Source organism: Sphingorhabdus sp. (assembly GCF_046596595.1).
Taxonomy (GTDB): Bacteria; Pseudomonadota; Alphaproteobacteria; order Sphingomonadales; family Sphingomonadaceae; genus Sphingorhabdus_B.
The window spans coordinates 58,264-71,376 of the sequence record NZ_JBKJMB010000122.1 but is presented as its reverse complement, the minus strand read 5'-3'; the positions used below and the strand labels follow the sequence as shown (position 1 = coordinate 71,376).

Sequence of the window (13,113 nt, the reverse complement as noted above, 5' to 3'; positions counted from 1 at the left end):
ACCGGGACCAATACATCTTCCATGATTTAGCCTTCCTTCTTTTGGTCGGCCTTCATGGCCTTTTTCATTTCTTCAAGTTCGGCATCGACGACATCGAACGATTCAAGCGCTGCGATTTCGTCGCCCAACGTGCGCGGTGCATCTGATCCGATGGAAAGCGAGTCCGCATATCCTTGAGCTTCATCCACGCGGCGCTCAAGGACGTCGAAGCGGGAAAATGCCTCACGAACCTTATCACCATTGTACATGGTGCGCAGCTTGACCTGATTTTCTGCGCTTTCAAGACGAGTCATCAACGCATTCTGACGGCTGCGCGCATCGGCAAGCTTTTTCTGCAGCTTGTGGATATCCTGCTCCGAAGCCTTAAGCGCGTCGTTCAGAACATCGACTTCAGCGGTGAGCTGTACTCTCATGTCGGTTGCCTTACGCTTTTCCACCAACGCGGCCTTGGCAAGGTCATCGCGACCCTTGGACAGTGCCAGATGGGCTTTGTCGGTCCAGTCCGCCTCTAATGTGTTCAGCTTGTCGATGTGACGGCGCAATTCCTTCTGGTCGGCGATCGTGCGCGCGGCCGATGCCCGTACTTCGACAAGTGTCTCTTCCATTTCCAGAATGATCATGCGGATCATCTTGGCTGGATCCTGAGACTTGTCGAGCAGGTCGGTCACATTGGCGGCAATGATGTCGCGGGTTCGTGAAAATATGCCCATTGGGAAACTCCGATAATGTTTGTTGGCGACTACTTTAATAAAGGGGGCGACCGGATACCTTGGGGAGGGTGGGGGGGAGCTGAGGTACTCCGGTCGCAGGCTTACGATATCAGGCAAGATAGCTGACAACGGCGGGCCTATGAGTATAAATTTGAGCGTTTAGTTCACCATCGTTATGATGGTTTAGAACCGATACGGCGTAACTGGTGAAAATCATCGAGATGGACAAAGCAACAGACAGCCAGAGACGGCTTTCGTGTCCGCTTGAATGATTGCTGGTTTCGATTTCCTTGCGCATCTTGTTTCTTCCCTTTGTTAATTCCCAGTGCTTTGCCGGGTTGCAGAATACATTGCAGGGAGCGTGCCAATTTCAGTTTTTGTTGTATTTCCGCCAATCGTCGAAAAATTCTGGATTGAACTGATAGTAAATATTGCCACTCTATGGTGAGATATGCCAATGTTTGAAAATGGATCGGGATAACATTCAGTTTATTGGTCAATCGTCGGCATTTCTTGATGCTGTGGAACGTGCGAGCCGGGCAGCGCCGCTAAACAGGCCGGTACTCGTGGTTGGCGAGCGCGGGACTGGTAAAGAGCTGATTGCCGAGCGGCTTCATCGCCTGAGTTCCCGATGGGACGGGCCACTTGTCACAATAAATTGTGCAGCCTTGCCCGAAACACTGATTGAGGCCGAACTGTTCGGGCATGAGGCTGGCGCTTTTACAGGCGCGACGCGCGCACGTGAGGGACGCTTTGAAGAGGCAGATGGCGGTACCTTGTTCCTTGATGAACTGGGCACTTTGAGCATGGGCGCGCAGGAACGGCTATTGCGCGCCGTCGAATATGGTGAAGTAACGCGAATTGGTTCGTCACGTCCGATGCGCGTCGACGTGCGTATCGTGGCCGCAACCAACGAACATCTGCCCCATATGGTGGAGAAGGGGCGGTTTCGAGCCGACCTGCTCGACCGGCTCTGCTTTGAAGTTATCACCTTGCCACCGCTCCGTGTCCGCGAAGGCGATGTCGAGGTATTATCTGAATATTATGGACGCAAGATGGCCGCGGAACTCGAATGGGAAGGCTGGCCAGGATTTGGAGAGATCGCGACCCGCGCGCTGGAAAATCACTTGTGGCCGGGTAATGTTCGCGAATTGCGAAATGTCGTGGAACGCGCTGTGTACCGGTGGGCCGATCCGTCACAGCCAGTTGACTATATCCAGTTTGACCCGTTCGATAGCCCCTGGCGTGGCGGGATTGCTGCGTCAGCGCCGGCTCAGACACAAGCCGATAATCAAAACGCAGCCGAAACCCGCTTTTCAACCGATTTAAGTCAAGCTGTGGACGTGACAGATTTTCGCGAAGCGACCGAGCGGTTTGAAAAAGCAGTTTTGGAACAGGCACTTGCAAAAAGTCGGTATAACCAGCGGCAAACAGCCAAGGCACTCAATCTCAGCTACGACCAGTTGCGCCACACGCTGAAAAAGCATGATCTTCTGGGATAAAAAAGGGGCAGCAATGGCCGCCCCTCTCTAAAATCAAGATATCCAAAACTAGCCGCCGTTAAAGCTGACCATAGTGTAGAGCATCGGGATCGACAGCAATGTGTTCAAACGCGATGTCATCATTGCAGTGGTCGCTGCTTTCGCCTTTGTCGCATCATCTGCTTCAACGATACCAAGCGCTTTCTTTTGGTTTGGCCAGATGATGAACCACACGTTGAACGCCATGATGACGGCAAGCCACATGCCAACGCCAATCAGCTTGTAAGGATCCTGTAGTGCGAACGCCTTATGCCCGTAGCCAGCTTGAACGGAGATAATGAGGCCAAGCAATACGGTGAGCGCTGCGCTCCATCGGAAAAAGAACAATGCCGATGGCGCGATATGCTTTGAAATGCCTGGCTTCAGCTCAGCTGGAATTTTTGGCATGGTTGGAATCTGAACGAAGTTGAAATAATATAACAAACCGATCCAGACTATCCCGAAAAATGTATGCAGCCAGCGTGTAACCGACTGCGCCGTCAATGCATCGCCGTCTAATCCGAACATGACTGCCAACGACAGCACAAGTCCTGCGACCAGCACCAGATGTAGATTTCCAAAAAATTTCGCCATTCTTTCCTCCCCTAGGCATTCAGGCCGTATTGCCCCTGACAGGTTGCTGCCTATCTGGGGGAATGAGGCTTGTCACATAATTTCTGCGCAAGAATTGCGTGACCGACGGAACGGGACACACCCCCTATGCGTTTGCCTCCTAACCTTTTTAATAGGAAAGATTACATATGCCCTTCACTCTCCCCGAACTCCCGTACGACACTTCTGCCTTTGGCGATCTTATCTCGGCTGAGACGTTTAAGTATCATCATGGCAAGCATCACAAGGCTTATGTCGACAAAACCAACGCGTTGATTGCTGACGATGCGGCATTATCTGGCGCATCGCTGACTGAAGTTATCATTTCGGCAAAGGCACAGGGCAACAAGGGTCTGTTCAACAATTCAGCGCAAATCTGGAACCACAGCTTCTATTGGGAATGCCTGACCCCGGAACAACAATCGCCAACGGGCAAACTAAAGTCGATGATTGACTCGAGCTTTGGCAACCATGAAAATATGCTCGCCAAATTGAAAGAAGAGGCAGTCGGGCATTTTGCCAGCGGTTGGGCTTGGTTGGTACTTGACGGTGATGCGCTCAAAATCACGTCTTTGCATGATGCAGATACGCCGGTGGCGCATGACATGTCGCCGTTACTGACCATCGATGTGTGGGAGCATGCATATTATATCGATTATCGCAACGCGCGCCCCGATTATGTCGATGCGTTGTTGAATAAAGCGATCAATTGGGAATTCGTTGCTGAAAACCTCGACGGACGCGGCATATCGCGGGCCGACCAGACACAATAACTAACCCTGCGGGGGAAGCTCGGCATCGTCGCCGAGCTTCAGCCCGTGGCGCATGAGCATTGGGATATTAGCCAGAGCGAACAAGAAGGTTAGGGCGGTTACGCCCCACACTTTAATCGACAGCCACGTATCGAATGAAAACCATTCGGGCCTTCGGAAAATTTCGTTAAGCCCAGCTAATGCAAGGAAAAACAGGCCCCAACTCAGCGAGAGTTTTAACCAGCCTTCGTCGGTCAATCCCTGATATGCCTGTTCAAGAACATATTTCAGCATCGCTCTGCCCCGCATCCAGCCGCCAATCAACAAAACCGCAAAAAACAGATAGATGATGGTCGGCTTGATCTGGATGAAGCGTTCATCATGAAACCAGACGGTGAGAGCGCCAAAAAAGACTCCCAAGGCGGCTGTGAGCTTGAGCATCGGTGAAATTTTACCGATTTTCAATTTTGAAATGATGACCGCGACGACGATTGCGGCCATGAATGCAGCAGTACCGACGATTGCGCCTTGTTTTGGGTCTGTATCCGAACTCCCCAGTTTCGACGCCAAGAAGAATAAGAACAAAGGCCCGAAATCGAGGATGAAGTTAAGCGTGCCCGATGGCTTCTGCTTTGGCGTGGTTTCGGTCACAACGAACCACCACTGATTGCCCGCGCAACGTCCTGCGCATTGAATGGCCGCAAGTCGTCGATCGACTCGCCCACACCAATTGCATGGATAGGTAAGCCGAATTGCTTCGCCGCCGCCACCAATATGCCGCCACGCGCGCTACCATCTAATTTCGTCATCACCAGTCCAGTCACGTCAGCGACCTCCTTAAATGTTTCGATCTGTGACAACGCATTTTGACCAGTGGTGGCATCAAGTACCAGAACAACATTATGCGGCGCTGCAGGGTTCAGACGACCCAATACCCGGCGGATTTTGGCAAGCTCGTCCATTAATTCGCGCTTATTCTGGAGCCGTCCCGCTGTATCGACGATCAGGACGTCGATCCCCTCCGCCGTCGCTTTCTTCACCGCGTCAAACACCACACCCGCCGCATCGCCGCCTTCGGGCCCGGTTACAATCGGCACGCCGATACGATCGGCCCAGATTTTTAGCTGTCCGATCGCCGCGGCGCGGAAGGTGTCACCTGCGGCAAGCATGACGCCGTAGTCCTGCTCAAGAAAAAGATTGGCCAGTTTTGCGATCGTCGTCGTTTTGCCCGATCCATTTACGCCAATGACGAGAATGACCTGAGGACGCGGAAAAGCGTCAATTTCAAGAGGCGAAGCGACGGGGGCAAGCACTGCGGCAATTTCATCCTCGACTATCTGCCGGATGCCATCGTTATCAATGGCCTTGTCGAACCGGCCCGCCGCGATCTTTTCACGAATTTGCAATGCCATTGCCGGACCAAGGTCGGAAGCAATCAATGCGTCCTCTATTTCGTCGAGGTCTCTCGCCTCAAGCTTTGCCTTGGTGACAAGCCCTGCAATATTTTCGGTCAACTTGCCCGACGTTTTTTTAAGGCCACCGAACAACCGGTCGGTCCACCCAGCACTATCGCTCATTGAATAACCTCTGCCTGTAATATTCCATCTTGAAGGGCCGTGATTTTGGCAGGCACGATACTGCCTTCGGTCATCACTTTGTTGAGTTTAAGATACGCGAAGTTTTCTGCGTGTCCGGACATGCCCCCGCTCTCTACTGCGACATTTTGAAGGGAGCCAATGAGGCCAGTCATCCATGTTGCCTTCTCGGCCGCAACGGCCTCGCGCAATGCTCTAGCGCGCGCTTTAATGGTCGCCGGAGGTAGTTGCGGCATTCGCGCTGCTGGCGTACCCTTTTTGGGCGAGTAAGGGAAAATGTGCCCGTGGACAATTCCGCATGAACGCACCAGGTTGATGCTGTTGGCAAACATGGCGTCATCCTCGGTGGGGAAGCCAGCGATGATGTCCGCACCGATTGCGATCTGCGGCCTTTTTGATTTCAGTCGCGCAACAAGGTCAATCGCAAGTTCGCGGCTGTGCCTGCGCTTCATGCGCTTGAGGATCATGTTGTCGCCAGCCTGCAACGACAAATGAACATGCGGCATGACGCGCCTTTCTCCCGTGAGCAGGTCAAACAGCCTGTCGTCGATTTCTACGCCGTCGATGGACGATAGACGCAAACGAGGCAAATCAGGAACGAGTTTTAAGATGCGTTCGACGAGCGAGCCGAGATTTGGTTGTCCAGGCAGGTCATGGCCATAGCTGGTGACATCGACTCCCGTGAGGACAACTTCCTTAAAACCTGTGTCGACCAGCTTTTGGATATGTTCAATCACGCTGCCCGCCGGAACCGAGCGGCTATTCCCGCGCCCAAATGGGATGATGCAAAAAGTGCAGCGATGGTCACACCCATTTTGCACTTCGACAAATGCGCGGGTTTTGCCGGAATAGGCCGTAACAAGATGCGGCGCGGTTTGCGCTATCGTCATAATATCAGACACCACAACGGGGCGGTCGGGTCGAGCAATTATCTCGCGCAGCAACGCCGCGTTCTGTTTTTCATGGTTGCCGAAAACGCCGGATACTTCAGGCATGTTTTGAAAAGTTTCTGGCTCCACCTGCGCGGCGCAGCCCGTCACCCACACCTTTGCCTCCGGACGCCGTTTGTGCGCCTGTCGAATGGCTTGGCGGGTCTGACGGACCGATTCATTCGTGACTGCGCAACTGTTGACGATAATGAGATTGTCTTGGCCGGCAAGTTGTTCGGCCAAGGCATTGCTTTCGGCCAAATTGAGGCGGCATCCCATGCTGATGACCTCAGGCTTTTTAAGAAGCGCGTTCATCCGAAATCGTCCCAGTCTGCTTGTCCAGCGAAGACATAAGTCGCGCTTCCGGTCATGATTACCGATTGCCCCGGTGCCCATGCGATGACCAAAGCGCCACCGGATTGATGCACTGTAACAGGCGACTTGGCTTTGCCTTGGCGGATAGCCGCCACTGCAGTCGCGCATGCCCCAGTGCCGCACGCTCCGGTCAGTCCGGCCGCACGTTCCCAAACATGCAGCCGGATTTCGTCTTCCGAGATCGAAGCGACATTGACGTTCACGCGGTCTGGAAAAACGGGATCATTTTCGATTATGGAACCAAGACGCGCCAAATCCACGGCATCTGCATGGGGCACAAAGAATACGGCATGCGGGTTGCCCATGTTGACGGCCATCGGGTTTTCGAGCTCTTCCCAGCTGACGGGCATGCTGTTGCTGTCCATTGCAAAGCCGAGTGGGATATCTTGCCAGCCAAATTTGGGTTGGCCCATCGAAACACTGACATCACTGCCAGCCAATTGACCTGAAATGATGCCGCCCTTGGTCTCAATTAAAAGGTCTTGCTTCAATAGAGCGATCACGCAGCGCGAGGCATTGCCGCAGGCTTCGACTTCACCACCGTCGGGGTTAAAAATGCGCATGGCCAAATCGGCGACAACCGAAGGGAGAAGCAAAATTAACTGGTCGCAGCCAATGCCGAACTTCCGGTCCGCAATATGCCGCGCGCGGGCTTCAGGCATATCAACAGGTTGCGCGCGGGCATCGATAATGACGAAATCATTACCCAGCCCGTGCATCTTGTGAAATTCGCCAATCGCCATTCCCGGCGATTTAGGGACTGCTGCACCGATAGTCCACCGTTCATGCTGTCGGCGTCTTATGTCGCGTTAAGAAGCCAGTCGGCTGGCAGCTTGGTTTTCCTGCTCACGTTCGACTGCAGGGATTTTGCGGCGATGCGGAAGCATATCTTTTTTCATAAGGAGAGTCCGAACCTGGTCGCTGTTCAAGGGCTGCCCATAAAGCCAACCTTGGCCTTGGCCACAGCCAAGCTCCCTTAATCTTGCAATTACATTCTCATTTTCGATGCCTTCTGCTGTAACCTGAACCTGAAGACTTAAACCGAGGCCAGCGATAGCATTCACGATAGCTGCGCTCTCTGCGTTGTCCAACATCGACGTTATGAAGGTACGATCAATTTTGATGCGGTCAAACGGCAGCGCCCGTAAATGCACGAGCGAACTGTAGCCTGTTCCGAAGTCGTCAAGCGCGATGCGGATGCCCTGGTTTTTGAGACTGCCGACAATTGACTGGGCAAGCGCTAGATTTTGGAAAAGCGAGCTTTCGGTAATTTCCACTTCGAGGCGGTTGGCAGGAAACCCAGTTTCAACCAAGATTTTCACAATTTTTTGTGAGAGCCACGGATCTTTGAGCTGAACTGGCGAAATGTTCACCGACATTGTCAGCTTCGGGTCCCAGTTTTTGGCCTCCAACAACGCCTTGCGAACGATGTTCATGGAAAGGTCGCCGATCATGCCCGTTTCCTCTGCAACGGGAATGAAATCATGAGGAGAAATTAGCCCTCGCACAGGTGACACCCACCGGGCGAGCATCTCGAACCCGACCAGCTCGCCGGTATTCAGATCGATTTGCTGTTCAAAAAACGGAACAAATTCATCATTGGCAATGGCTGTTCTGATGTCGCCCTCAAGCGAATTGCGCGACCGGATTTCTATTTCCATGCCATTATCGAACCAGCTGTAACGGTTTCGGCCGCTTTTTTTGGCTGCGTAAAGCGCGATGTCGGCGCGGCGCATCAACATATCAATGGAATCGCAGTCATGCTCAGGCCTGCTGATACCGATGGATGCGGTCACCGTTTGAGAGGATTCAGACATGGGAACGGGGCGCGCAATAGCGTCAACAAGCTCCTCGGCGATTTGGTCAATCGTTTCGGGGTATTCAGGTTCGAACATCACGCAAATGCCAAATTCATCCCCGCCGAGGCGTGCAAGCACGCTGCTGGGTGGAACGACATCGCGCATACGGTCGGCTATTTCACGTAACAAAAGATCGCCGCAATCGTGCCCATAAATGTCGTTAACTTTTTTGAAGCCGTCGAGATCGATCATAAGAAACGCAACCGATTTGCCGCGGCGCGATGCGCGAGCACTCAATTCGGCAGTTTTCTCCTTGATGGCGCGTCGGTTGAATAAATTGGTCAGCGGGTCGGTAATTGCCAAATGCTGCGCCCTGGCTTCTGCTTGGCGATAGACATGGATATCATCGCTAAGTGCAGTCGTCCTGCGCCATGTCAAAAGAATGAGCGCCATGTTGAGCAACAAAGCTGTGACCATGATCTGGTTGGTGCTTTCGCCCGAACCCCAATAACTGCGAACGGCCTGCGCCCCGACCTGACCGCCAATGATCACAAATAATATAAGCGCCAAAAATATGATCAAGCCCCGCAAGAGGCCATTTCCGTCCCGTCGTGTCTGTTCGGGGTATATTTCAGCGGAGATTTGTTGCGATACCATTATCTTTCCGTTCGCCCTCATATTCCTCCATAATGGTCAATATATTGTTAATCAGGCAAAATTCACGCGAACAACCGAACGTTAGCTCAGTCGCATCTATGGAATAGCTTGCCTTCTTGCTCCTATGACCTTAGGAGCGCGGTCAAGGCAGCTTTTCTGCCTCTCAAATTATGTTGGAAATTTAAAGTTTCCAAGCTGGTTGGCGAAGATTCGCTCACCGGCTTTTTGTTCGTTTATGCGTCGAAAGAGGCGCGTTTGTAAGGAATGTCGATGTTTGACAAGCTAAGCGACCGGTTGGGTGGGGTGTTTGATCGCCTGCGCGGTCGCGGTGCGTTAAACGAGGCCGATGTGCGAGAAGCGATGCGCGAAGTGCGCGTGGCGCTGCTTGAGGCAGACGTTGCGCTGCCAGTCGTCCGCGAGTTTGTCGATAAGGTGACCGAGCAAGCCGTTGGCGCTCAAGTCCTGAAGTCAGTCACGCCGGGTCAGCAGGTCGTAAAGATCGTCAATGACGCGCTCGTTGAGATGTTGGGCGCTGAACAAAGTGACCTGAACTTGGCTGTTGCGCCGCCTGCAATCATCATGATGGTCGGCCTGCAGGGGTCTGGCAAAACTACAACGACAGCAAAAATTGCCAAGATGCTGAAGGCGAAACAGGGCAAGAAAGTCCTGATGGCTTCACTTGATGTCAATCGTCCCGCGGCTCAGGAGCAGCTAGCCACGCTTGGTACACAAACCGACGTCGCAACGCTTCCCATTATGCAGGGCCAAATGCCCGTCGATATTGCTAAGCGCGCAATGCAGTCGGCAAAATTGCAAGGCTTTGACGTTCTCATCCTTGATACTGCGGGTCGCTTGAACGTTGATCAGCAATTGATGGACGAAATGCAGGCTGTGGCGAAGGTTTCCATGCCGCAGGAAATCCTTCTGGTCGTCGACTCGCTCACCGGCCAAGACGCAGTGAATGTCGCCAAAAGCTTTGGCGAACGTGTTGACCTAACCGGGATCGTTCTAACCCGTATGGATGGTGACGCGCGCGGTGGTGCAGCACTTTCGATGCGCGCCATCACCGGCAAGCCAATCAAATTTGCAGGTGTCGGCGAAAAGCTGGATGCCATTGAAGCGTTCAACCCAAGCCGTGTCGCTGGACGCATATTGGGCATGGGCGATGTCGTCGGGCTTGTCGAACGCGCGTCCGAGATGGTCGAAAAAGAGGACGCGGAAAAGCTCGCGGCCAAAATGGCCAAGGGCCAGTTCGACATGGACGATTTGCGCACCCAGTTTCGGCAGATGACCAAGATGGGCGGGCTTGGCGCGCTGGCGGGCATGATGCCGGGCATGAAGAAGGCCAAGCAGGCGATGGACGCCAGCGGCATGAACGACAAACTCCTGGTACACATGGACGCGATCATCGGTTCGATGACGCCAAAAGAGCGCGCCAAGCCGGAATTGCTGAATGCCAAGCGCAAAATCCGCATTGCCAAAGGTTCGGGTATGACGGTTCAGGACGTCAACAAGCTGATCAAGATGCACCAGGAAATGGCAAGCGCCATGAAACGCATCCGCAAGATGGGCGGGCTCAAAGGGCTCGCTGCGATGTTCGGCGGCGGCAAAGGTGGCGCAGATTTGGGCGGCGCGATGGAGGGGATGCACGGTCTTCCCCCCGGCGCGATGCCCCCGGGCATGGGTGGATTTCCCGGAATGGGCGGCGGTGGCGGCATGCCACCAGACCTCGCAAGACTTCTTAATAAAAAGAAATAAATATTTGTTTGATATATATAATTTTAGAAAGGTGAGTTAGTTTTATGGCATTATCCATGCGTTTGTCACGGGGCGGTTCGAAAAAGCGTCCTTATTATAAGATCGTCGTTGCTGACGCGCGCGCTCCGCGCGATGGCAAGTTTATCGAGCGTATCGGCAGTTACAATCCACAGCTTCCGAAGGACAGCGCAGAGCGCATGATCCTCGACACCGAGCGTGCGAAACATTGGTTAGCCGCTGGTGCACAGCCATCTGACCGTGTGGCGCGTTTCCTTGATGTCGCTGGCGTCAAAGAGCGCAAGGTAAAGAGCAACCCGAACAAGGGTGAGCCCGGCCAGAAAGCCAAGGATCGTGCTGAAGACAAGGCAACGAAGGTAGCTGAAGCTGAAGAAGCAGCCGCTGCTGCAGCTGCCGCTCCAGCACCCGAGCCAGAGCCTGTAGTTGTAGCTGAAGAAGCGCCTGCCGCTGAAGAAGCTGCACCTGCCGAAACAGCCGCTGAAGAAACTCCTGCAGCCGAAGAAGCTGCACCTGTCGAAGCAGCCGTTGAAGAAGCGCCTGCCGCAGAAGAAGCTGCGCCTGCCGAAGCTGCCGCTGAAGAAGCGCCTGCTGCTGAAGAAGCGTCCGCAGAAAAGGCCGAGGGCTAAACCTTGTCTGACAACACCGTCACGCTTGCCGCCGTTTCAGGCGCGCATGGCGTGACGGGTGAAGTCCGTCTCAAGCTGTTTGCAGACAATCTGGACAGTTTGAAACGGTACAAAAGCTTTAACGATGGCAGTTTGACTGTAAAGTCGCTGCGTCCAACCAAAGACGGCGCAATTGCGCGCTTTGCCGAAATCAACGACCGCAACGCCGCCGAAAAACTGCGCAGTACACTGCTGACAGTACCACGCGAAGCTTTGCCAGAACTTGGTGATGGCGAATATTATTACAGCGACCTGCTTGGCCTTCCATGTGTGTCGACCGATGGCGCTGACCTCGGCACTTGCGTCGCCGTTGAAAATTTCGGCGCAAGCGACGTGCTTGAAATCCAGATGCCGCCCGTTGAGGGCAAACCTGGTAAAAAATTCATGGTACCCATGACCGCCGAAGCTGTGCCCGAGTGGGGGAAGGCTGCAGGTGGACGCATCGTGATCGATGCTGCTTTCGTAATATGACCTTTCACGCGCAGATTCTGACGCTCTACCCTGAAATGTTTCCGGGCCCGCTCGGCATTTCGCTTGCTGGCCGCGCTTTGGAGGAGGGTAAATGGTCGTGTACGCCCATCCAGATCCGCGACTTTGCAACGGACAAACATCGCACGGTTGACGACACGCCTGCCGGCGGCGGGGCAGGGATGGTTTTGCGGGCGGATATCCTGTCTGCTGCCGTTGGCCACGCCCTTGCAGCCGCGCCTCAGACCCCAATTCTTGCCATGACTCCGCGCGGTACGCCTATTACTCAGGCCCGCATTCGAAAACTTGCTTCTGGGCCCGGCCTCACGGTCATTTGCGGACGGTTCGAGGGCTTTGACGAGCGCCTGTTCGATGCGCATCCCGAAATCGAGCAGGTCTCGATGGGCGACATCGTCCTGTCGGGCGGAGAAGTTGGCGCGCTTATGCTGTTAGATGCTTGCATTCGGCTGCTTCCCGGCGTAATGGGCGCGTCTTCCAGCGGTGACGAAGAGTCTTTTGAACAAGGATTGCTCGAATATCCGCACTACACCCGGCCCAATGATTGGGTAGGGCGTATGATCCCTGAAGTGTTGCGATCGGGGGATCATGCGAAAATAGCTACCTGGCGGAAACAAAAGGCAGAGGAAGATACTCGGTTACGCAGACCGGACCTTTGGGGGCGTTACAAAGACGCCCGGGTTCAGCCTGCCTCTGACGTGCGACAAAAGAATAAGGATTAAATGGGGCATGAACCTCATCCAGACACTTGAAGCCGAAGCTATTGCAGCTTTGTCAGAAAACAAGACAATCCCTGCATTTCGTGCAGGTGACACCGTTAAGGTGGGCGTGAAGGTCATCGAAGGTGAGCGCACGCGTATTCAGAATTACGAAGGCGTGTGCATCGCGCGTTCGAACAAGGGCATGGGCTCCAACTTCACTGTACGCAAAATGTCGTTCGGCGAAGGCGTTGAGCGCGTATTCCCATTGTACAGCCCCAACATCGACAGCATCGAAGTCGTCCGCAAGGGCGTCGTGCGTCGTGCGAAGCTTTATTATCTGCGTGGCTTGACAGGTAAGAAGGCGCGTATTGCAGAGCGTCGCGACCCGCGTCCAACGAAGACCACCGAGGCTGCCGAATAAGGCAGGAGCCGCGCTCACGTTTTTAAAAGAACATGAAAGGCCGGGCTCCCACAAAGAGCCCGGCCTTTTTCATATATGTGCCCCGGTAGAGGCCGGGGTCCAGTCCACAGCATAG

General features: G+C 54.0%; 13 protein-coding genes and 1 pseudogene. 7 read left to right on the top strand and 7 right to left on the bottom strand.

Annotated features, from left to right (window positions below; all coding sequences use genetic code 11):
• Positions 1-26: 26 nt before the first annotated feature.
• Positions 27-710, bottom strand: coding sequence for a phage shock protein PspA (pspA, locus tag ACLL9E_RS12345; protein ID WP_411292037.1), 684 nt, complete (start codon positions 708-710; stop codon positions 27-29).
• A 467-nt stretch (positions 711-1,177) separates the two neighbouring features.
• On the opposite strand from pspA, the gene pspF reads away from it, so the two are divergent.
• Positions 1,178-2,212, top strand: coding sequence for a phage shock protein operon transcriptional activator (gene pspF, locus ACLL9E_RS12340; protein WP_411292036.1), 1,035 nt, complete (start codon positions 1,178-1,180; stop codon positions 2,210-2,212).
• Positions 2,213-2,260: 48 nt separating this feature from the next.
• On the opposite strand, the gene ACLL9E_RS12335 is transcribed toward pspF, so the two are convergent.
• On the bottom strand, positions 2,261-2,824 hold the full coding sequence (locus ACLL9E_RS12335) for a urate hydroxylase PuuD (RefSeq protein WP_411292035.1): 564 nt from the start codon (positions 2,822-2,824) through the stop codon (positions 2,261-2,263).
• Between the two features lie 167 nt (positions 2,825-2,991).
• On the opposite strand from ACLL9E_RS12335, the gene ACLL9E_RS12330 reads away from it, so the two are divergent.
• Entirely contained in the window at positions 2,992-3,615 is a 624-nt protein-coding gene (locus tag ACLL9E_RS12330; RefSeq protein ID WP_411292034.1) for a superoxide dismutase, read from the top strand.
• On the opposite strand, the gene ACLL9E_RS12325 is transcribed toward ACLL9E_RS12330, so the two are convergent.
• The 5 genes from ACLL9E_RS12325 to ACLL9E_RS12305 all read right to left on the bottom strand — a co-directional run bounded on the left by ACLL9E_RS12325 (position 3,616) and on the right by ACLL9E_RS12305 (position 8,949).
• Positions 3,616-4,245 carry an inner membrane-spanning protein YciB gene (locus ACLL9E_RS12325; RefSeq protein WP_411292033.1) on the bottom strand — a complete coding sequence of 210 codons (630 nt, stop codon included), beginning with the start codon at positions 4,243-4,245 and terminating at the stop codon, positions 3,616-3,618. It lies immediately after the preceding gene.
• On the bottom strand, positions 4,242-5,171 hold the full coding sequence (gene ftsY / locus ACLL9E_RS12320; protein WP_411292032.1) for a signal recognition particle-docking protein FtsY: 930 nt from the start codon (positions 5,169-5,171) through the stop codon (positions 4,242-4,244). Before ftsY ends, ACLL9E_RS12325 begins: the two co-directional genes overlap by 4 nt.
• Entirely contained in the window at positions 5,168-6,433 is a 1,266-nt protein-coding gene (gene mtaB / locus ACLL9E_RS12315) for a tRNA (N(6)-L-threonylcarbamoyladenosine(37)-C(2))-methylthiotransferase MtaB (protein ID WP_411292031.1), read from the bottom strand. Before mtaB ends, ftsY begins: the two co-directional genes overlap by 4 nt.
• Positions 6,430-7,236: a diaminopimelate epimerase gene (gene dapF / locus ACLL9E_RS12310; RefSeq protein ID WP_411292030.1), complete on the bottom strand. Its 807-nt coding sequence runs from the start codon at positions 7,234-7,236 to the stop codon at positions 6,430-6,432. Before dapF ends, mtaB begins: the two co-directional genes overlap by 4 nt.
• Before the next feature lie 66 nt (positions 7,237-7,302).
• Positions 7,303-8,949, bottom strand: coding sequence for a putative bifunctional diguanylate cyclase/phosphodiesterase (locus ACLL9E_RS12305; protein WP_411292029.1), 1,647 nt, complete (start codon positions 8,947-8,949; stop codon positions 7,303-7,305).
• Between the two features lie 270 nt (positions 8,950-9,219).
• Between ACLL9E_RS12305 and ffh the strand changes: the two genes are divergently transcribed.
• From ffh to rplS, 5 genes and pseudogenes are all read left to right on the top strand, one after another.
• A complete protein-coding gene (gene ffh, locus ACLL9E_RS12300) occupies positions 9,220-10,707 on the top strand; it encodes a signal recognition particle protein (RefSeq protein ID WP_411292028.1) in 1,488 nt (495 codons plus the stop codon).
• A gap of 44 nt (positions 10,708-10,751) precedes the next feature.
• Positions 10,752-11,219: pseudogene (gene rpsP, locus ACLL9E_RS12295) on the top strand (30S ribosomal protein S16); the annotation flags it as partial.
• 135 nt (positions 11,220-11,354) lie between these two features.
• A complete protein-coding gene (rimM, locus tag ACLL9E_RS12290; RefSeq protein ID WP_411292027.1) occupies positions 11,355-11,861 on the top strand; it encodes a ribosome maturation factor RimM in 507 nt (168 codons plus the stop codon).
• Entirely contained in the window at positions 11,858-12,598 is a 741-nt protein-coding gene (trmD, locus tag ACLL9E_RS12285; protein WP_411292026.1) for a tRNA (guanosine(37)-N1)-methyltransferase TrmD, read from the top strand. The genes rimM and trmD overlap by 4 nt, the downstream gene beginning before the upstream one ends.
• A 7-nt stretch (positions 12,599-12,605) precedes the next feature.
• Complete coding sequence (rplS, locus tag ACLL9E_RS12280) at positions 12,606-12,998, top strand: 50S ribosomal protein L19 (RefSeq protein WP_411292025.1); 393 nt, start codon at positions 12,606-12,608, stop codon at positions 12,996-12,998.
• Positions 12,999-13,113: the final 115 nt, after the last annotated feature.

Excerpts from the sequence above, each read along its gene's own strand:
- pspA (WP_411292037.1), bottom strand. The coding sequence starts at position 710 with ATGGGCATATTTTCACGAACCCGCGACATCATTGCCGCCAATGTGACC.
- pspF (WP_411292036.1), top strand. The coding sequence starts at position 1,178 with ATGGATCGGGATAACATTCAGTTTATTGGTCAATCGTCGGCATTTCTT.
- ACLL9E_RS12335 (WP_411292035.1), bottom strand. The coding sequence starts at position 2,824 with ATGGCGAAATTTTTTGGAAATCTACATCTGGTGCTGGTCGCAGGACTT.
- ACLL9E_RS12330 (WP_411292034.1), top strand. The coding sequence starts at position 2,992 with ATGCCCTTCACTCTCCCCGAACTCCCGTACGACACTTCTGCCTTTGGC.
- ftsY (WP_411292032.1), bottom strand. The coding sequence starts at position 5,171 with ATGAGCGATAGTGCTGGGTGGACCGACCGGTTGTTCGGTGGCCTTAAA.
- mtaB (WP_411292031.1), bottom strand. The coding sequence starts at position 6,433 with ATGAACGCGCTTCTTAAAAAGCCTGAGGTCATCAGCATGGGATGCCGC.
- dapF (WP_411292030.1), bottom strand. The coding sequence starts at position 7,236 with ATGGCGATTGGCGAATTTCACAAGATGCACGGGCTGGGTAATGATTTC.
- ACLL9E_RS12305 (WP_411292029.1), bottom strand. The coding sequence starts at position 8,949 with ATGGTATCGCAACAAATCTCCGCTGAAATATACCCCGAACAGACACGA.
- ffh (WP_411292028.1), top strand. The coding sequence starts at position 9,220 with ATGTTTGACAAGCTAAGCGACCGGTTGGGTGGGGTGTTTGATCGCCTG.
- trmD (WP_411292026.1), top strand. The coding sequence starts at position 11,858 with ATGACCTTTCACGCGCAGATTCTGACGCTCTACCCTGAAATGTTTCCG.
- rplS (WP_411292025.1), top strand. The coding sequence starts at position 12,606 with ATGAACCTCATCCAGACACTTGAAGCCGAAGCTATTGCAGCTTTGTCA.